Raw genomic sequence first — 18847 nt, forward strand, 5'->3', positions numbered from 1 at the left:
GTATATTCTGCGTTAAAATAATCACCATTGCTTTTTTTTGAGATTTTCATGACAAAACCAACTACATTTCAGGATATTATTCTCACCCTGCAACAATATTGGGCGGCTCAAGGATGCGTTATATTGCAACCCTTTGATATGGAGGTAGGTGCGGGTACTTTTCATCCGGCAACGTTTTTACGCGCAATAGGGCCGGAACCTTGGTATGCTGCATACGTTCAGCCTTCAAGAAGACCTACAGATGGTCGTTATGGCGATAACCCTAATAGGGTTCAGCATTACTACCAATTTCAGGTTGTCCTAAAGCCATCTCCTTTAGATATCCAGGAAAAATATTTGGATTCGTTGCGCGCATTAGGTGTGGATCCTTTAGCTGATGATATCCGTTTTGTTGAAGACAACTGGGAATCGCCTACTTTAGGAGCCTGGGGTTTAGGTTGGGAAGTCTGGCAAAACGGTATGGAAGTGTCTCAATTTACTTATTTCCAACAAGCCGGTGGTTTACCTTGTAAGCCTGTAACCGGTGAATTGACCTATGGTCTTGAACGGTTGGCAATGTATATTCTTGGCGTGGATAATTTATTTGATTTGCCATGGAGCAACACGGCAAATGGCATAGTGACCTATGGGAATGTATTCCATCAAAACGAAGTAGAAATGTCTGCTTATAATTTTGAACATGCCAATGTGGACGAGTTATTTAAGCAATTCGATTATTATGAAGGTGAGGCGCAAAAGTTGATTGCCTTGCAATTACCCCTTCCGGCATATGAAATGGTGATTAAAGCATCTCACTCATTTAATCTTCTTGATGCACGTAAAGCGATTTCTGTTACTGAACGACAACGTTATATCTTACGTGTACGACAATTATCAAGAGCAGTGGCGCAAGCTTATTATGAAGCACGCGAAGCATTGGGCTTTCCTATGGCAAAAGGTGTGTAATGGTCAACGATTTTATATTTGAATTAGGTTGTGAAGAGCTACCTTCTGGTTCCGTTTGGCCTTTGGCAGACGAGTTTGCAAATCAGTTATTAGCCGCTTTAGATAAAGCGCAATTAAGTTATGGGGAAGTAAAACGTTTTGCTACTCCAAGACGTATCGCTCTAATTATCCATGAGTTACAAGCAGAACAACAAAGCCAACTGGTAGTTCGACGAGGTCCTGCGGTGGCTGCTGCTTATGACAAAGAAGGGAAACCAGCCCCTGCATTACTTGGTTTTGCTAAATCATGTGGTGTTGGGTTAGAGCAACTTTCTCGTATCGCTACGGATAAAGGCGATTGGATTATCTATGAAAGTATGAGCGATGGAAAAAAGACAACAGAATTATTGCCAGGCATAGTAAGCCACGCTTTGGCGGCATTGCCGATTGCAAAACCCATGCGTTGGGGCGATGGGGATGATGAGTTTGCTCGTCCTGTACATTGGGCTGTCATGCTTTATGGTGATGACGTAGTTGAGCATCAACTACTGGGTATTAAGACCGGTCGTCACAGTCGAGGACATCGTTTCCATCATCCAGAACCAATAGAAATTGCCTCAGCACAAAGTTATGAAGCGCAAATGAAAGAGGGATTGGTTCTTGCAGATTTCGCACTTAGAAAACAGGTGATCAAAGAGCAAATTGAAAAATTGGCTGATAGCCGACAAGCTACGGTGGTAATGCCGGAGGATTTACTGGATGAGGTTACCTCCATTGTCGAATGGCCCCAGGCTTTAATGGCAAATTTTGAAGATGAGTTTCTTGAGGTTCCTGCTGAATCATTAATCGCTTCCATGCAATCGCATCAGAAGTGTTTTGCTTTAAAAGACCAGCAAGGAAAATTATTACCTCATTTTATCACCGTTTCTAACATTGCGAGTACAAATCCACAGCAAGTTATTTTAGGTAATGAAAAGGTAATGCGTGCCCGTTTAAGTGATGCTGCGTTTTTCTTTAGACAAGATAAAAAACAGCCATTAAGTAATCACATCGGAGCAACTGAGCAGGTTGTGTTTCAGGCTAAACTGGGTAGTCTGCAAGACAAGGCTTTGCGTGTTAAGTTGATGATGAGTTATTTAAGTCCAGCATTGAATTTGCCCTTAGAGCAGGCTGAGCGTGCCGCTGAGTTAAGTAAGTGTGATTTATTAACAGGAATGGTCGGTGAGTTTCCTGAATTACAAGGATTAATGGGATACTATTATGCGTTGCATGATGGTGAAAATCCAGCAGTAGCCCAAGCACTAAATGAGCAATATATGCCTCGTTTTGCTGCGGATGCTTTGCCTGAGTCTACTTTAGGTATGGCCTTATCACTAGCTGATCGTATTGATACTTTAGTAGGAATTTTTGCTATTGGGCAAAAACCTTCTGGAGCTAAAGACCCATTTAAATTAAGACGCCATGCTTTAGCTGTTGTGCGTTTATTAATTGCAATTCCTGCTCCTTTAAGTTTGAACACCTTACTTGAGCAAGCAGTGGTGCATTACGGGAATGCGATAAGCATTGAGCCGCATTTAATTCTTGAGTTAAAAACATTTATTCTTGAGCGTTTACAATCTTATTATCAAGCCCAGGGCTTAGGTGTTGATTTAGTTCATGCAGTATGTGCTCGCCAAGATGATTGGTTATATGATTTAGACAAACGTTTGCATGCATTGCAAACCTTTATTAGTCTGCCTGAAGCTGCTTCACTTTCAGCTGCATGTAAGCGTGTAAATAACTTATTGAATCATGCGGGAGAAAATACGCTGGTAGCGATTAATGAGTCTTTACTGGAAGAGGGGGCAGAACAGTCTTTGTTTAGCCACATTAATCAGGTTGAAGATGCTGTTGAGCCTTTGTATGTGTCTGCTGAGTACGGTGCGCTGTTGAAGTTGCTGGCAAGCCTGAAAGAGCCTGTCGATGCCTTTTTTGATAAGGTAATGGTGATGGTCGAGGATGAAGCAATTAAGGCGAATCGTTTAGCACTGTTAGCTAGCTTACAAAAGTTACTGCAGGGTGTGGCTGACATTTCTTTATTACAACTCGCATGATTACTGTTTCCGCAGTAGGTTATGCTGATGACAGCTTGCGTGAGCAAGCTTTAGTATTGGCAGAACAGTTACACTTTGATTTGGACAAGGATGCAAATCCTTGTCTTTTCCTTAGTAAAGAAGGAGTTGCCTTAAAAATGCAGCGTTTTTCTTTGCTTTCTCCGGACTTCCACGCGGTTAATTGGATGAAACGGCGACAAGAGGGAAAAAAGCAGGGATTAGTGCGGGCATGTAAGCCAACTCCGGGTTTAAAAATTATCGATGCTACTGCTGGTTGGGGGCGAGATGCTGCTGTTTTAGCAAGTTTTGGTGCAGAAGTACTGATGTTAGAGCGACATCCAGTTATGGCTGCTTTGCTGGCAGATGCCTTATCGCATCAAGAGGAGCAGGATAAGCAGCAATTACAATTGTCGCTGCATGCTTGCGATACGATGTCTTTTTTAAAGCAGTTACCTGCAACAGAATATCCTGATGTTATTTACATTGACCCAATGCACCCTGAACGCAGCAAATCAGCTTTAGTTAAAAAAGACATGCAAGCTCTGCAGCAAATGATAGGTGCTGATGAGGATGCATTAGAGGTAATTGAAATAGCGATTACTCGTGTAAAGCAAAGGGTTGTGGTGAAATGGCCACAAAAAATAAAGCCATTGTTACCCACCAATGCAAGGATTGAAGGTAAAACCGTACGCTTTGATATTTATACCCCTTAACTGCGTAGGGTCAATTCATACATTGCATAAAGACGCGTGTTGCCTAAAGATATACATTTTTTTATTACTGGCGCAGGCATGCCAAGAGTAGGTGCTTGGGCGTTGACAACAAGAAGAAGCTGTTGCTTTAATATAGGAAGCAGGCTCGGATTGTCGTTGGAATCTACATTAGGGCCGGCTGCAATGATTCTATTAAATAAATTTTTAATTTTGCAGAATATTTCAATTGGATTAAGGTTTGATGAGCATTGAGGTAGGGGATAGGAACCTGGGTTAATCTAATCTAGCTAACCCAGGTTTAAAATTAGCCAAAATCTGCCAGCTCTTCTCTTAGGAGTTTTTCTTCCTGTAATTCCTCAATTTTACGTCTGCGTTCTAACTTTGTAGAGGGATTTGCTTCAGTAGCGATTGTAGCGCTGGCGCTATAATCTTCCAGTTCATTTTCTTCTTCTTCAAAACCACGAGCACTCATAGCCATCTCCTTTTAGCCTTAACCCGTTATTTTCGTCTATAAAATAACAGAATTAAGGCCTCAGGAACAGTGGAATTTTTTGAACAGTCGTTTTAGTGACTCAATGTTCGTGTATCATCATGGTCAGAAATAGGAGTAACTCCCACATTAACTTCTGCTGCTTTACGTTTAATCTCTTGTAACTCACCTTTAATTGATGTGAGATCTCCTGGTGGCGAATTATTAAGTTTCTTCTCCACCCCTTCTTTAATTATTTTATCTAAAGCTGCTCGAGTGTCTGCTGCATGTTCGATAACTTTATCATATCTTACTTTGTCAGTTTTATTTTTACTGGTTTCGTCATAATAGAGGCTTGAAATGGCCTTATTCACGGGTTTGCCATCTTTTTCCTCTGGTTTATAGGTATAAAGCTGACCATTAACTTTAATATTAATTTTCTCTGGCGGAAAACCACTTTTTAGGCTGGCTTCAAAGGCTTGACGTGCTCTTTCTTCGGCAACTTTTTCATTTTTAAAAGTAAGAGACATGGTAATAGTTTCAGAGCCAGAAGCACGAATTGCTTGAGCCATTGTCTCCATGTCCTTTTTGTGATGATCATTAAAATAGTAACGAGGATTAGTAAACTTCATCCCCATATCTAATGAATATACTAAATTACCTTCATCATCTTTTTTAGGTGTTATTTTACCACCGCCTAGGCGTTGAATAAACGTCAACTGGTCCAGGTTAACGCAGCTTATATCTGCTCTATCTTCCGAGATATGTACTGAAACATTTGTTGCCCCAGACCGATTCTTCTCAGCAAGTTGTTCAATCATTGCTTGCATTTTAGGATCATTCTTACTTAAATCAGCCATAAATAAGAATGCTTTTAATTGTTGTTCCGCAGCCTTATGCAATTCAACTTTGGCATTATCAACTTCTTTATTAAAATCATCTAATTGCTTGGTATGAGCATTTTCTAAGTCTTTACGCATGCTTTCTTTAACTGCGGCTAGAGCCTCGGTATTTTCTGCTTCATCCTCAGGAAGATCGAGTGCTGCTGTAAGATTAGCCTGGAACGTTTCATCTTCAAAGAGTGCTTCGAGCTGATTAATTTCATCTTTTTGTCGGTCTTCAAGGGTAGTACGCGTGTTATTAGTTATTTCTTCTAATAGCCCATTCAGTTCTTGGACATGAAATTTTTTATCGCCAGCTAATAATTTCTGGAATGCTCCCATCGACTCCTTGTATTCTTTCTGAGCACCTTGTTCAAGGGCCTTGCCGTCTAAAATTTGATTGATCTCATTTTTTACCGCTTTAATCGCATCTTTTTTATCTGGGTCGGTGTCACTTAATTTTTCATGAATTAGGGCACCATCCGGAGTTTTTGCCTCTTTTAGACTTAGGACATCATTAACTCGGTTAGCAACAAATTTGTCAACAGCATCGGTAGCCAGTTTCGCATTTGTTCCGAGACCAATACTGGGTAAATAGCCAAGGTATTCATCGGAAATTTGCTGTAGCGACTGAGGGCTAAATCGTGGATAACCGACTCGATCACCAATAATTTTATTTAATAAACTTCGCTCTTCAGGTTTTACAGGGTTTTGATCTGGGCCACCAATCAAAGGGGATGATGGAGTTAGCTTATCCCGTAGGGCATTTGCAACACGATTGAGAAAACCAGCCATAATCTAATACCTCTATACTTGATATTAAACTAAGTATAACACTTTTTTTATTAAGGTAGGATTAAGATAGTTTAGAAATTAAAATGTTAGATGCAGTTGTTATATAGAAGCTTATGGATGCTCGCAACTACCTAGGTAAAACTACGAATTACCGCGGCAAGCCACGGTAATTCAGTCTTCCAGGCAATCAAGCCAGGTTAATGATTTACCACGCAGGGATGGCAGCATCACCAAATAGAGTTTTTGCTTTTTCTTTTACTTCATCAGAGTTTAAAGCTTTCACAAATAATTCCAGCTGTGCTTTTTTGGGGCTATCGCTGCGAATTACAATGATGTTGGCATAAGGTGAATCTTTATCTTCACTAAAGAGCGCATCATGGGATGGTGTTAAGCCTGCAGGTAGTGCAAAGGTAGTGTTGATAATTGCAGCATCTACATCAGGGAGTACTCTTGGTAATTGTGCCGCATCCATTTCTTTAAATTGAAAGTTATGAGGATTCGTAGCGATGTCTTTTAATCCACTGCTTTCATTATTTTTTAAAGTAATTAAATGGGCTTTCTCTAATAATTGTAATGCACGTAGCTCATTGCTTGGATCATTAGGTACTGCAATCACTGCTTTTTCAGGCAAGTCATTTAGGCTTTTGAACTTTTTAGAATAAATTCCTACGGGATAAACGAAGGTGCGGCCAATTGCTTCTAAATTATAATGGTGCGCCTTAACCGCAGCTTGAAGATAGGGGAGGTGCTGGTAAACATTAACATCAAGACTACCATCTTGTAATGCTTCGTTAGGTAAGTTGTAATCGTTAAACGAAACAATTTTAATATCAATTCCATACTTATTTTTGGCGACTTCTTTTGCTGTTTCGATGAGTTCTGTTTCAGGCCCTGCAATTGCTCCTACGACTAGAGTATTAGGAGAGGGCTTATTGCATGCAACCAGACTAAATAATAAAACAATATAAGTTAAAATCCGCATCAACAACTCCAATAATTAATTATGTACAAAACGTTTTGCTAAATAATCACCAAACATTTGAGTTAACTGCACCATGACAATTAATACAACTACTGTTGCGAGCATGACTCCTGCATCGAAACGTTGATAGCCGTAATTGATAGCCAAAGTGCCAAGCCCTCCAGCGCCTACTGTTCCGGCCATTGCAGAGTAATTTACCAAGGTAATTGCAGTAACAGTAATTGCATGAACTAAGGCTGGTTTTGCTTCGGGAAGTAAGATATGGAAAATAATTTGTTTTGTATTGGCGCCCATCGCATAACCCGTTTCTATCAGTCCATTGGGTAAACTTTGGTAGACATTATCCACAAGTCTAGCAAAGAAGGGGATGGCGCCTAACGTTAAGGGAACGATCGCTGCATTCATACCAATTGAAGTCCCTACAATGAGGCGGGTAAAAGGAATAATTGCCACTAATAAAATAATAAAGGGTATAGAGCGCGCCATATTAATAAAAACAGATAAGGATTTATGTAGTTTTGGCATGTGCTTTATGTGATTAGATGAATACAATAAGGTACCTAACGGTAGTCCAAGCAATACTGCAAATACAGTACTGGTAACGACCATATAGAGCGTTTCAGCAGTTGCAATTAATAAATCATATGCCATCGGGAAGGACATAACCTAAAACCTCCACAGTTAGTTTTGCTTGCTCACAGCGCTCAATGAATGCTTCGAGTAATAATGGGTGGGCGGTTAATTCAACGATTAGCACGCCACATGTTACCGTATCAAAACGATCGATGTTCGCAAGTAATATATTGATATCCAGATTTAATTCACGACTAGTTTGGCTAATGAATGGGACAGTAGCTTCTTCGCCTTGGAAAAATAAACGTAGTAAAGGTTTATCGGTAACGTAGGTAGCGAGCCGGCTTGTTAAGCATTCTGGAAGTTCTGGACTCAATTGAGCATAGAGCATACTGCGGGCTAAACTGTCTTTTTTATTAAACACATTGGCCAGGGAGGTGGTCTCGGTTAAACGGCCATGTTCAATGACAGCAAGCCGTTTGCAAATGCGTTTTACTACATCCATCTCGTGGGTGATAAGAATTATGGTAATTCCATAGAGGCCATTAATTTTTTTTAATAAAGTTAAAATGGAATCGGTAGTTTCAGGATCTAGGGCTGATGTTGCTTCATCACAAAGCAAAATTTTAGGTGAGCAGCTTAAGGCACGTGCAATTGCTACACGTTGTTTTTGACCACCACTTAGTTGGCTTGGATAAGCAAATTTTTTATCGGACAATTCGACTATAGGAAGTAGCTCTTCAATTTTAATGCGAATGGCTTCTTCATCTATACCCTGAATACGCATGGGCAGGGCAATATTGTCATAGACTGTTTTTGAGCTAAGCAAATTAAATTGTTGGAAGATCATCGCCATCTTATGGCGTGCCCGAGCTAAATCTTTGCGTGAAAGACTGGTTAGGTATTGGCCATCAATGATGACATCACCTTGATCAGGTCGTTCTAATAGATTCATACATCTTAATAAAGTAGATTTTCCAGCACCACTTTTGCCAATGATACCAAAAATCTCACCTTCTTGGATGAATAGGTTAATGTCCTGTAAAACAGGTTTACCAGAAAAGGATTTATTTAATCCTACTAATTCAATCATTGTTATAACCTGAGATTATGTATTTTATGCTTGTGGGATGGCTTGGAGGGAATGGTTTACACTACCCGCTTTAGCCGTATTTTCAAAAAAGAAATCTTTTTTGAGCGTCCGCAAGCTGAATTTCAAATCGACGCCGTGCTTAGAATTATACACAAACTACTTGCTGAAACAAAGGATTATTTTGGCAGTTACAAGACAGAGAATTTTAAAAACCACATAGATTATATATAAATCTATTGCCAGAATAGTTCGCTACATTGTATGATTTTTCCTTTTTTCACAAGGATGTACCATGTATTTGCGTAACACAAAGTACAGTACGGCAGTCGTTGCATTATTATCAACTTTAAGTTGTTCAGTATCATTGGCAGGATCAATGGGGGCTGTTAGCTCAGCTTTTAAAGGTCATTTTCTTGCTCAAATCGGCGGTTATTCTGTCATTCAAGGAAAGGAGCAAACGATTCATATTGCTGAAAATTTAATAGGTAATCGCTATACAGTAACAACTCACAATCAAGGTAATGGCCTGGTTGGGTTGGGGTATTTGTTTGATGGCCCAGTCATTCAGGGCAAATTTCCAATTTCCTATGGAATAGATGCCTTTTTCTTAGGTCAGACCACGGTTCGTGGTGATATTATCCAGGAAGACGAATTTACCAATCTTTCTTATCGCTATAAAGTGCAACACATTCCTCTTTATTTTGTTGCTAAAACAGTGCTTGATACCAAAGTAGAAAAACTGAAATTAGCTTTTGACGCTGGTATTGGTCCAAATTTCATGAGCGCAAGCCATTACAAAGAAATGGCATTGGCTTCTTATGTCATTCCTGACAAAGCTTTTTCCGGCCGTAATAACACTACATTTTCTGCAACGGTAGGGGCAAGCCTTCGTTTTATGAGCGCACCTGATAGTATTCCTTTAGAATGTGGCTATCGCTTTTTCTATTTAGGACAAGGAAAGTTTAGTACTAATAATGACCAAATACTTAATACTGTTAAAACGGGTGATAATTACGCGAATGCGTTTGTTTGTACTGTCACTGTTTAACCGCGTTAAAATAGAGTAGGTCGGGCTCATGGCCCGACATTTCCGCTCCTCACGCTATCCAAGTCTTTTGCAAATCCACAATGATGTATTTATTTGATTTTAGTGATTAGATGAGAAACGTCGGGCCATGAGCCCGACCTACAGAGGTAGCTATGAAGTGCTTAACTGATAAGCTCTTTTCGATTTTTGAATTCTTCTAGTGCTTGGGGATTGGCAAGTGATTGCAAGTTATTTACGGGTTGACCATGAACTACTTGTCGAACAGCGACCTCGACTATTTTCCCACTAATAGTGCGTGGTATGTCAGTCACTTGCACTATTTTACTTGGGACATGACGTGGCGAGGCATTTTGGCGAATAGTTGAACGTATTTTATTCATTAACGCTTCATCCAAATCAATTGTTTCACGTAGCTTAACAAATAGAATGACACGGACGTCATCCTCCCAGTCTTGGCCAATGACAATGCTGTCGAGCACTTCATCAATTTTTTCGACTTGGCGATAAATTTCTGCTGTGCCTATGCGGACTCCGCCTGGGTTTAATATTGCATCAGAGCGGCCGTAAATAATTAGACCGTGATGTGATGTTATTTCTGCAAAATCACCATGAGCCCAAACATCTGGAAAATGATTGAAATAGGCGCGATGATATAATTCGCGATGCTTGTCGTTCCAAAAACCTACAGGCATTGACGGGAAGGGCATAGTACATACTAATTCGCCACGTTCTTCTTGAATTGAGTTTCCTTCCTCATCAAAAACTTCCACAGCCATTCCTAAACCTAGACACTGTAATTCACCGCGATAAACTGGCAGCATAGGATTGCCTAAAGCAAAACATGAAATAATATCGGTGCCACCAGAAATAGAGCTAAGTTGGAGATCACTTTTTATTTGTTCGTATACATAGTCATAATTCTTCGGCAGCAAAGGCGAGCCTGTGGATAGAATGCAACGTAACGTGCTTAAATCAAATTCTTCTTTCGGTTTGCACCCAGCTTTTTCAACGCTAGAAATAAATTTAGCACTAGTACCAAAAACAGTAACTTTTTCTTCTTCCAGTAGTCTGAATAGACGATTACTTTCGGGGTAGGTTGGTGACCCTTCATATAAGGTTAGGGTAGCACCTAATGCTAAAGCAGAAACGGTCCAGTTCCACATCATCCAGCCGCAGGTCGTATAAAAGCATAAATTATCTTTCGCTTGTAAATCTGTATGCAATCCTAATTCTTTAATATGTTGAACTAAGGTTCCACCTGCTCCATGGACGATGCATTTAGGTTTTCCAGTAGTACCGGAAGAAAACATAATATAAACAGGGTGTTCGAAGGGGACAGAGGCAAATTCACATTCTTTAGCAGGCTTTTGAAATTCATCCCAGTGGCTGACCTTAGGTAGGTCCGCTAAATCCATTCGTTCATTAATATTAGGGCAGATGACCGTATGTTTTAGTGAGCTAATTGAGGTGCTAAGTTGCTTAATTTTTTCTGCACCACTAAATTTTTTACCGTTATATTGATGACCATCACAAATGAATAGGACTTTAGGATCAACTTGCCCTAATCGATCCATTGCTGCTTGCGTGCCAAAATCCGGCGAACATGAAGACCATATCGCGCCCAGTGACGTTGCTGCTAACATAGCGATAATGGTGTAATGTGTATTCGGCATTAAGGCGACAACCCGATCCCCGGTAATAACTCCGGCAGCTTGTAAGCCTGCAGCACATTGTGCTACTGCGGCATATAATTCCGCATAGCTCATTACATGCCGGTCATTATTCTCATTTCTGCTGATTAATGCAATGTGGTCATCTCGTCGGGATAAGAGTTTTTGCGCAAAATTTAATTTAGCTCCAGAAAACCAACGAGCCTCCATCATTTCGCTGTAATAATTTAAGATTTGATGGGCTGGGGTATCAAACTTTAAGTGAAAGAAATCACATAATGTAGACCAAAATGAGTCAGGATGTTTGATGGACCAGGTATGTAAATCCTGGTAGCTTTCAAATACTTGGCAATGCTTTTCTGCGGCAAAATCCATAAATTGCCACATTCTAGTAGCTTTAGGGTTTTGAGGTTTCCATACGAGCTCACTCATGCTTAATTCTCTATTATTAGAGACTGCTTACATTCCGCTAGCTTGAACCAAAACGACATGATTTTCGAGCATCGAAGTGCAGTATACATAGTATATGAGCAGTGAAGCACAGAAAATCATGTCGTTTTGGCCAAGATAGTAGAAATTCAAACAGCCCCATTTAGTTACAGGGATTTGCCAATAAGGCATTGGCAACTTTTGATTGGTTTTTTCGGCCGAGGATCTTACAAATGAGATCGCCTACAGCAACGATTTTAAATACGTCAACGCCGGTTTCTATTCCCAAGCCATGCATTAAATATAAAACGTCTTCCGTTGCCACATTACCCGTAGCGCCCAAGGCATAAGGGCAACCACCTAGACCGGCAACAGAACTATCAAAACGATGTACTCCATGTTGTAATGAGGCATAAATATTAGCTATCGCTTGCCCATAAGTGTCATGAAAATGCATTGCTAATTGATTTAAAGGTAAGATTTTAAGTATTTGATCTAAAAGTAATTGAGTTTGTTTAGGAGTACCTACGCCAATCGTATCACCTAAAGAGACTTCATCTACACTTAAATCCCAGAGTTTTTTGGCTACATCAACTACCTGGGCCGGGGAGATACTTCCCTCATAAGGACAACCTAAAACACATGAAATATAAGCTCGCACTTTGATGTTTTGTTCTTTAGCTAATGTAATAACAGGTTTAAAACGCTCGATGCTTTCATTAATAGAACAATTAATGTTGCGCTCATTAAACGCTTCACTGGCGGCGGTAAATACAGCGATTTCTTTGACGCCGGCCTCTAAAGCTTTTTGCATTCCCCGTTCGTTGGGTACCAAAGCTGAATAATGTATCGAAGGTGCTTTATTGATCGCACGGAAGACCTCTTCATTATCTGCTAGCTGAGGAATTGCTTTTGCAGAAACAAAACTGGTGACTTCAATGTATTCTAAGCCAGTTTGACTCAATGCATTGATTAACTCTATTTTATGTTTGCTGGACACAAAAGCAGATTCATTTTGTAGTCCATCACGTGGTCCTACTTCTATAATTGTCACGCGCTGCGGATAGTCCATATTTATCTCTTTGTGTTCGCCGTTGTAGTCCTGATCAGGTAGTAGCTCTAATCTAGGAATTAATTAGGGTCGCTTAATGATAATAGTTCTTCACCTTCATTAACTTGTGCACCAACTGCATAAAAAATATCAGCGAGAATCCCATCACTTGGGGCATGAATAGTATGTTCCATTTTCATGGCTTCGAGCACAATCAGGCGATCCCCTGCTTTCACTTGCTCACCTATATTTTTTAGTATAGCTACTACAGTTGCAGGCATTGGTGCGGTTAATTGACCTTTGTGTGTTGATGATTGTGCACCTAGAGTATTCCAATTAAATCGTACAAAAGTAATTTGGCCCTCAGTGGTATATAAGGTCAAAGTATCTTTTGTATTTTCAACTATGGCCGTATATTTTTTCTGATCTAATTCAATAGTCAGTTGCATCTCGTTTAAGGATACGCGAAGACAATGTTCTTGTTCATTAATTTTTACCTTAAATTGGCTGGCATTAATGGGAGTAATCAAGGCATCAATTCGTTTTTCGGCATCCTGATAGCGGTATACCCAATTTCCTAAGCCCTGAGCTTGCCAGGAAAATGCGTCACGTAATAAAGGGTCAGCAATTTCATTGATGGTATTCAAATAATCAAAACTCACCGTCATAAGCAGTGCAATTTCTTTATCAGGAGCTGCTAATTGAATCGATTCTTTAGCTAAAAAGTCTGTGCTTAATTCGGCATGGCTAAATTTGGGATGTTGGCATATTGCTTTAAGAAAGGGAATATTCGTTTTTAAGCCACCAATATAGTAATGACCGAGAGCCTGTTCTAAGCGTTGTAATGCCTCTTCACGATTTGCCCCCCAAGTAATAAGTTTGGCGATCATCGGGTCGTAATACATAGTAATTTGGGAGAGGCGTTCAACGCCAGTATCTATACGGATGCCTTCACCTTTAGGTTCTTTTAGAAAGTGAATCTGACCTATAGAAGGAATGAATTCATGATAGGGGTCTTCAGCATAAATACGGCATTCAATAGAGTGCCCCTGAGCTTTAATTTCTTCTTGAGCAAGTGGCAAAGGCTCGCCGGCAGCAATTTTTAATTGCCAGGAAACCAAATCAAGGCCAGTAATCATTTCCGTAACGGGATGCTCAACCTGTAGTCGAGTATTCATTTCCATAAAGTAGAATTGTTCTTGGGAGTCGACCAAAAACTCTACGGTTCCTGCACCACGGTATTGTATGGAGCGTGCAACTTCACATGCTGCATCTGCTAGCCGTGTACGTAAAGCAGGAGAGAGGTTCGGGGCTGGAGCTTCTTCAATAATTTTTTGATGGCGGCGTTGAATGGAACAATCACGTTCAAAAATATGGACCACATTACCATGGTTATCTGCCATAATTTGTAATTCAACATGGCGTGGATGTAAAACCAGTTTTTCAATGATCATTGTATCATCAGCAAAACTTGCCATCGATTCACGCTTGGCACCAGCTAAAGCGGTACTAAACTCTTCTTCGGAATGAACGGTACGCATGCCTTTACCGCCACCGCCATTCGCTGCCTTAATTAAAACGGGAAAGCCAATTTTTTTTGCTTCGTTCAGCAAATGTGCTTCGGATTGTTCACTACCGTGATAACCTGGAGTCAGTGGGACTTTAGATTTTTCCAGAAGTTGTTTGGCTAATTGTTTGGAAGCCATGGCTTCCATAGCGGCGACTGAGGGACCAATGAAGACGATACCTGCTGCCTCACATGCTTGAGCAAACTCGGGATTTTCAGATAAAAAACCATAGCCTGGATGAATGGCTTGAGCTCCACTTTCTTTTGCAACACGAATAATGGCCGCACTATTTAAGTAGCTTTCTTTAGCTGCTGCTTCACCAACATAATAGGCACTGTCAGCACTACGTACATGCAGGCTGTCTTTATCTACTGAAGAATAAATCGCTACAGTATGAATGCCCATCGAGCGTGCTGTTTTGATGATTCTGCAGGCGATTTCTCCGCGGTTAGCAATAAGAATTTTATTAAACATGCAAGCCTCTAATTCCAGTTAGGTGTTTCTTTATTTAAAAATGCATTAAGACCTTGTTGTCCCTCAGGCGATACTCTCTTTTTAGCAATCAATGATGCGGTATAATAAAGTAATTCTTCGTTAATCGGTTGATTAGCCACGTGAGTTGCCAAGTTTTTAGAGGCTTTCACGGCTTCTGGAGCATTATGACTAATTTGTTGAGCATAATTTAAGGTGAATTCTAATAATTCTTCCTCGGCAACACAGTGTTGTACTAAGCCTAATGCTAGGGCTTTATTGGCATCAAATATCTCAGCACTCATAAATAAAGCTTTCGCACTGCGTTCACCAATGGCTTTCACCACATAAGGGCTAATTACGGCAGGAATTAACCCTAGTTTTACTTCTGAAAAACAAAAGCGCGCAGAAGTTGCTGCGATGGCGATATCACAGGCTGCAGCAAGTCCCGCACCACCACCAAAGGCTGCGCCATGAACCATTGCTAACGTTGGTTTTGGGCTTTGGTTTAAGGTAAACATCAAACGGGCGAGGACCATGGCATCATTGAGATTTTCTTCTTCGCTAAACCGCGCCATATCCTGCATCCAACCGAGATCGGCACCAGCAGAGAAATGTTTGCCATTTGCTTTAACAATAATAACGCGTACTTGGGGATCAGCTATTGCTGCATCAAGTTTAGTTTGCATTTCTGCGAGTACTGCATTGTCAAAGGCGTTATGTTTGCTGACACGATTTAGTGTCAGTAAACAAAGATGCTCTTGAATTTCAAATAATAGGTCGCTCACGTGTTATCCCTTACATGCGAAATACGCCAAAGCGTGTTGGTTCAATGGGTGCATTTAGTGTTGCAGACAAGCCTAAGCCTAATATTTTACGTGTATCTTGGGGGGCAATCACACCATCATCCCACAAGCGCGCACTAGCATAGAAGGGATGACCTTGAGTTTCATATTGAGAGCGCATTTGTTTTTTAAATAGCTCCTCGTCTTCTATGGACCATTCATGGCTTTGTTTCACTAGCTTATCGCGATTGACTTGCGCGAGAACATTTGCTGCTTGCTCACCCCCCATTACGGAAATTCGTGAGTTGGGCCAGGACCAGATAAAGCGCGGTGAATAGGCGCGTCCACACATAGCATAATTCCCTGCACCAAAACTTCCACCAACAATTACGGTAAATTTAGGAACATTCGCATTGGCAACTGCCGTCACCATTTTGGCGCCATGTTTGGCAATACCTGAAGCCTCGTATTTAGAGCCAACCATAAATCCAGTAATATTTTGCAAGAAGATTAATGGGATCTTTCTTTGGCAGCACAGTTCAATAAAATGACTTCCTTTAAGAGCACTTTCACTAAAGAGGATGCCATTATTGGCAATAATTCCTACCGGATAGCCATATAAATGAGCGAAACCACAGACTAAGGTAGTACCAAAAAGCGCTTTGAATTCGTCAAACTCAGAGCCATCAACAATACGTGCAATGATTTCACGTATGTCAAAAGGTTTTCTCGGATCGGAAGGAACAATTCCAGTAAGTTCTTTACAGTCATACAGGGGCTCAATGGTTTCAATTCGTTTTAATGTTATTTCTTTTTTCCGATTTAAATTTGTAACCGCAACTCGGGCTAGATGCAATGCATGTGCATCATCTTCGGCATAATGGTCGGATACGCCTGAGTGTCGGCAGTGTACTTCGGCGCCACCTAATTCTTCTGCACTAATGACTTCTCCAGTAGCAGCTTTTACTAAAGGTGGTCCACCTAGAAAAATCGTGGCTTGTTTTTTTACCATAATGGATTCATCAGCCATTGCTGGCACATAAGCACCTCCCGCAGTACAAGAGCCCATCACTACCGCAATTTGCGGGATGTTTTGCGCGGACATTTGTGCTTGGTTAAAAAAGATGCGACCAAAATGGTCTCTATCGGGAAATACTTCGTCTTGGAGGGGTAAAAAGGCACCACCAGAGTCAACCAAATAAATACAGGGCAGGTTATTCATCTGCGCAATTTCTTGCGCACGTAAATGCTTTTTAACGGTGAGCGGGTAATAGGTACCACCTTTAACCGTTGCATCGTTAACGACGATCACACATTCCACGCCCGAAACCCAGCCAATACCGGTAATGATTCCTGCAGCGGGTACTACATCATCGTACACGCGATAAGCTGCTAGCTGAGAAAGCTCTAAAAAAGGGCTTCCTGGGTCAAGCAATTGTTGCAAGCGTTCCCGGGGTAGCAATTTACCATGCTTTAAATGTCGGGCACGAGCCTTCTCATCACCACCAAGTACAATGTGTTGAATGTGGTGGTGTAGATCATCAACTAATGCTTGCATCGCGGCTTGATTTTCTCTGAACTCTTGACTGCCAGTATTAATTTGACTGATTATTTTTGCCATGCTTTAGTCCTTAGCGCACCAAAATATCGCTTAAAACGATTACCGTCCAAATGGTCCATGTGATTGCAATAAAGTGAGGCATCTCTTTGCCTTTAATTGCTTTGTATAAGAGTGCTGGAATTGCTGTTAGAGTAACAGGCAGTAGCACTAATACGAGGATTTTACGAATGACCAGTCCCCAGCCAGTTTGACTGAAAATAGGCGTTAATTTTACGTTTACATAAGTAAAAAACATATCAACATAAACGACAACAAGATGAGCGTATTTTGCAAATATGACTACCAGGATACTAAGTCCCAGGTAGATAAGACTTTGTCTTAGCATGTACTTCCTTTAAAGGTTATTATTTTTATCAACGATGCAGGGTACGTGGCCCGTATTAGACGAAGTCATAATACGGGTTACTGTGCCACTACATCCCGTATTATGACTTCGTCTAACACGGGTTACTTCTGATGAGCATTGGTAAAGGTGTTTTAAGCAGATGTTATATCAACTCAATCGCCATTGCTGTTCCTTCACCACCACCAATACATAATGCAGCAATACCTCGTTTTTTACCTTGATGCTTCAGAGCATGTAGTAGAGTAACTAAAATACGGGCACCTGATGCACCAATTGGATGGCCTAAAGCACAAGCTCCGCCGTGAATATTAACCTGTTCTGGATTTAATTCAAGTTGTTGAATCGCTGCCATAGCAACTACCGCAAATGCTTCATTAATTTCATACAAGTCTACATCACTTTGCTTCCAATTTGCTTTGTTCATTACTTTGCGAATCGCATCGATTGGCGCTGTAGTAAACCATTGTGGGGCTTGTGCATGAGTTGCATGAGCTACAATGCGAGCTAATGGACGAATACCACGTTTTTCTGCTTGAGCGGCAGTCATTAGAATTAAGCTAGCTGCACCATCAGAAATAGAGCTTGAGTTTGCTGCGGTAACGGTACCGTCTGCTTTAAATGCGGGTTTTAATTGCGCAATTTTAGACAGTTTTGACGCATCAGGGCCTTCATCAGTAGTTACACTGACATCCCCTTTACGGGTATTTATGGTTACGGCTGCAATTTCTTCAGCAAAAGCCCCACTTTCAATGGCTTTTATTGCTTTGCTCATTGATTGAGCTGCATATTCATCTTGTTGCTCGCGGCTGAAGTTGAAATGAGCAGCAGTTTCTTCAGCAAAACATCCCATGAGCTGGCCACGAGTGTAGGCATCTTCAAGCCCATCAAGAAACATATGGTCTTTAACTTCCCCATGTCCTAGACGGTATCCGGCACGTGCTTTAGGTAATAGGTAGGGGGCATTACTCATGCTTTCCATACCACTAGCTAAAACAATATTTGCTGAACCTGCTTTAATTAAGTCATGGGCTAGCATCACTGCTTTCATCCCAGAACCACACATTTTATTGAGGGTAGTAGCACCTGCTGAATCAGGCACGCCCGCTTTGATTGCTGCTTGTCTTGCTGGTGCTTGGCCAATGCCTGCTTGGAGTACGCAACCACTAATTACCTCTTCAATTTCAGCAGGGTTAATACCTGCTTGCTCTAAAGCTGCTTTATGAGCAATTGCATTTAATTCTGGTGCGCTAAGTGCAGAAAGAGTGCCTAATAGACCTCCCATAGGCGTTCTTTTGGCTGCAACAATTACTATATCATTCTGATCCATGTCGATAT

At 40.9% G+C, this 18847-nt stretch carries 16 protein-coding genes; 4 read left to right on the top strand and 12 right to left on the bottom strand.

The window, feature by feature from the left end:
* Positions 1–48 precede the first annotated feature (48 nt).
* Genes glyQ through J2N86_RS06625 form a run of 3 tightly spaced genes read left to right on the top strand, consistent with a single transcriptional unit; the run spans position 49 to position 3730 of the window.
* A complete protein-coding gene (gene glyQ / locus J2N86_RS06615) occupies positions 49–945 on the top strand; it encodes a glycine--tRNA ligase subunit alpha (protein WP_252582045.1) in 897 nt (298 codons plus the stop codon).
* On the top strand, positions 945–3017 hold the full coding sequence (gene glyS, locus J2N86_RS06620) for a glycine--tRNA ligase subunit beta (protein ID WP_252582048.1): 2073 nt from the start codon (positions 945–947) through the stop codon (positions 3015–3017). The genes glyQ and glyS overlap by 1 nt, the downstream gene beginning before the upstream one ends.
* On the top strand, positions 3014–3730 hold the full coding sequence (locus J2N86_RS06625; protein WP_252582052.1) for a class I SAM-dependent methyltransferase: 717 nt from the start codon (positions 3014–3016) through the stop codon (positions 3728–3730). Before glyS ends, J2N86_RS06625 begins: the two co-directional genes overlap by 4 nt.
* Positions 3731–4034: 304 nt before the next feature.
* Here the strand turns inward: J2N86_RS06625 and J2N86_RS06630 are convergent, their stop codons facing one another.
* The 5 genes from J2N86_RS06630 to J2N86_RS06650 all read right to left on the bottom strand — a co-directional run bounded on the left by J2N86_RS06630 (position 4035) and on the right by J2N86_RS06650 (position 8523).
* A complete protein-coding gene (locus J2N86_RS06630) occupies positions 4035–4202 on the bottom strand; it encodes a PA3496 family putative envelope integrity protein (RefSeq protein WP_252582054.1) in 168 nt (55 codons plus the stop codon).
* Positions 4203–4294: 92 nt separating this feature from the next.
* Positions 4295–5875, bottom strand: coding sequence for a YdgA family protein (locus J2N86_RS06635; protein WP_252582057.1), 1581 nt, complete (start codon positions 5873–5875; stop codon positions 4295–4297).
* 205 nt (positions 5876–6080) lie between these two features.
* Positions 6081–6857 carry a MetQ/NlpA family ABC transporter substrate-binding protein gene (locus J2N86_RS06640; RefSeq protein ID WP_252582060.1) on the bottom strand — a complete coding sequence of 259 codons (777 nt, stop codon included), beginning with the start codon at positions 6855–6857 and terminating at the stop codon, positions 6081–6083.
* Positions 6858–6872: 15 nt separating this feature from the next.
* Positions 6873–7520, bottom strand: a complete 648-nt coding sequence (locus J2N86_RS06645; protein ID WP_252582063.1) for a methionine ABC transporter permease — start codon at positions 7518–7520, stop codon at positions 6873–6875.
* Entirely contained in the window at positions 7498–8523 is a 1026-nt protein-coding gene (locus J2N86_RS06650; RefSeq protein ID WP_252582066.1) for a methionine ABC transporter ATP-binding protein, read from the bottom strand. Before J2N86_RS06650 ends, J2N86_RS06645 begins: the two co-directional genes overlap by 23 nt.
* A gap of 292 nt (positions 8524–8815) precedes the next feature.
* On the opposite strand from J2N86_RS06650, the gene J2N86_RS06655 reads away from it, so the two are divergent.
* A complete protein-coding gene (locus J2N86_RS06655) occupies positions 8816–9571 on the top strand; it encodes a hypothetical protein (protein WP_252582068.1) in 756 nt (251 codons plus the stop codon).
* A 161-nt stretch (positions 9572–9732) separates the two neighbouring features.
* On the opposite strand, the gene J2N86_RS06660 is transcribed toward J2N86_RS06655, so the two are convergent.
* The 7 genes from J2N86_RS06660 to J2N86_RS06690 all read right to left on the bottom strand — a co-directional run bounded on the left by J2N86_RS06660 (position 9733) and on the right by J2N86_RS06690 (position 18839).
* Positions 9733–11673: an acetoacetate--CoA ligase gene (locus tag J2N86_RS06660; protein ID WP_252582071.1), complete on the bottom strand. Its 1941-nt coding sequence runs from the start codon at positions 11671–11673 to the stop codon at positions 9733–9735.
* 160 nt (positions 11674–11833) lie between these two features.
* On the bottom strand, positions 11834–12742 hold the full coding sequence (locus J2N86_RS06665) for a hydroxymethylglutaryl-CoA lyase (RefSeq protein ID WP_252582074.1): 909 nt from the start codon (positions 12740–12742) through the stop codon (positions 11834–11836).
* Positions 12743–12801: 59 nt separating this feature from the next.
* Positions 12802–14763, bottom strand: coding sequence for an acetyl/propionyl/methylcrotonyl-CoA carboxylase subunit alpha (locus J2N86_RS06670; RefSeq protein WP_252582077.1), 1962 nt, complete (start codon positions 14761–14763; stop codon positions 12802–12804).
* Between the two features lie 8 nt (positions 14764–14771).
* On the bottom strand, positions 14772–15548 hold the full coding sequence (locus J2N86_RS06675) for an enoyl-CoA hydratase-related protein (RefSeq protein WP_252582079.1): 777 nt from the start codon (positions 15546–15548) through the stop codon (positions 14772–14774).
* Positions 15549–15558: 10 nt separating this feature from the next.
* The gene (locus tag J2N86_RS06680) at positions 15559–17166 is read right to left on the bottom strand and encodes a carboxyl transferase domain-containing protein (RefSeq protein WP_252582081.1); all 1608 of its coding nucleotides are present in this window, start codon (positions 17164–17166) and stop codon (positions 15559–15561) included.
* A gap of 10 nt (positions 17167–17176) precedes the next feature.
* Positions 17177–17491, bottom strand: a complete 315-nt coding sequence (locus J2N86_RS06685; protein ID WP_133137322.1) for a hypothetical protein — start codon at positions 17489–17491, stop codon at positions 17177–17179.
* Between the two features lie 163 nt (positions 17492–17654).
* The gene (locus J2N86_RS06690) at positions 17655–18839 is read right to left on the bottom strand and encodes a thiolase family protein (protein WP_252582083.1); all 1185 of its coding nucleotides are present in this window, start codon (positions 18837–18839) and stop codon (positions 17655–17657) included.
* Positions 18840–18847: the final 8 nt, after the last annotated feature.

Origin of the sequence: Legionella lytica (genome assembly GCF_023921225.1) — a bacterium.
GTDB lineage: Bacteria > Pseudomonadota > Gammaproteobacteria > Legionellales > Legionellaceae > Legionella > Legionella lytica.

Excerpts from the sequence above, each read along its gene's own strand:
- J2N86_RS06680 (WP_252582081.1), bottom strand. The coding sequence starts at position 17,166 with ATGGCAAAAATAATCAGTCAAATTAATACTGGCAGTCAAGAGTTCAGA.
- glyS (WP_252582048.1), top strand. The coding sequence starts at position 945 with ATGGTCAACGATTTTATATTTGAATTAGGTTGTGAAGAGCTACCTTCT.
- J2N86_RS06665 (WP_252582074.1), bottom strand. The coding sequence starts at position 12,742 with ATGGACTATCCGCAGCGCGTGACAATTATAGAAGTAGGACCACGTGAT.
- J2N86_RS06650 (WP_252582066.1), bottom strand. The coding sequence starts at position 8,523 with ATGATTGAATTAGTAGGATTAAATAAATCCTTTTCTGGTAAACCTGTT.
- J2N86_RS06690 (WP_252582083.1), bottom strand. The coding sequence starts at position 18,839 with ATGGATCAGAATGATATAGTAATTGTTGCAGCCAAAAGAACGCCTATG.
- J2N86_RS06655 (WP_252582068.1), top strand. The coding sequence starts at position 8,816 with ATGTATTTGCGTAACACAAAGTACAGTACGGCAGTCGTTGCATTATTA.
- J2N86_RS06670 (WP_252582077.1), bottom strand. The coding sequence starts at position 14,763 with ATGTTTAATAAAATTCTTATTGCTAACCGCGGAGAAATCGCCTGCAGA.
- J2N86_RS06625 (WP_252582052.1), top strand. The coding sequence starts at position 3,014 with ATGATTACTGTTTCCGCAGTAGGTTATGCTGATGACAGCTTGCGTGAG.
- glyQ (WP_252582045.1), top strand. The coding sequence starts at position 49 with ATGACAAAACCAACTACATTTCAGGATATTATTCTCACCCTGCAACAA.
- J2N86_RS06660 (WP_252582071.1), bottom strand. The coding sequence starts at position 11,673 with ATGAGTGAGCTCGTATGGAAACCTCAAAACCCTAAAGCTACTAGAATG.
- J2N86_RS06635 (WP_252582057.1), bottom strand. The coding sequence starts at position 5,875 with ATGGCTGGTTTTCTCAATCGTGTTGCAAATGCCCTACGGGATAAGCTA.
- J2N86_RS06685 (WP_133137322.1), bottom strand. The coding sequence starts at position 17,491 with ATGCTAAGACAAAGTCTTATCTACCTGGGACTTAGTATCCTGGTAGTC.
- J2N86_RS06645 (WP_252582063.1), bottom strand. The coding sequence starts at position 7,520 with ATGTCCTTCCCGATGGCATATGATTTATTAATTGCAACTGCTGAAACG.
- J2N86_RS06640 (WP_252582060.1), bottom strand. The coding sequence starts at position 6,857 with ATGCGGATTTTAACTTATATTGTTTTATTATTTAGTCTGGTTGCATGC.
- J2N86_RS06630 (WP_252582054.1), bottom strand. The coding sequence starts at position 4,202 with ATGAGTGCTCGTGGTTTTGAAGAAGAAGAAAATGAACTGGAAGATTAT.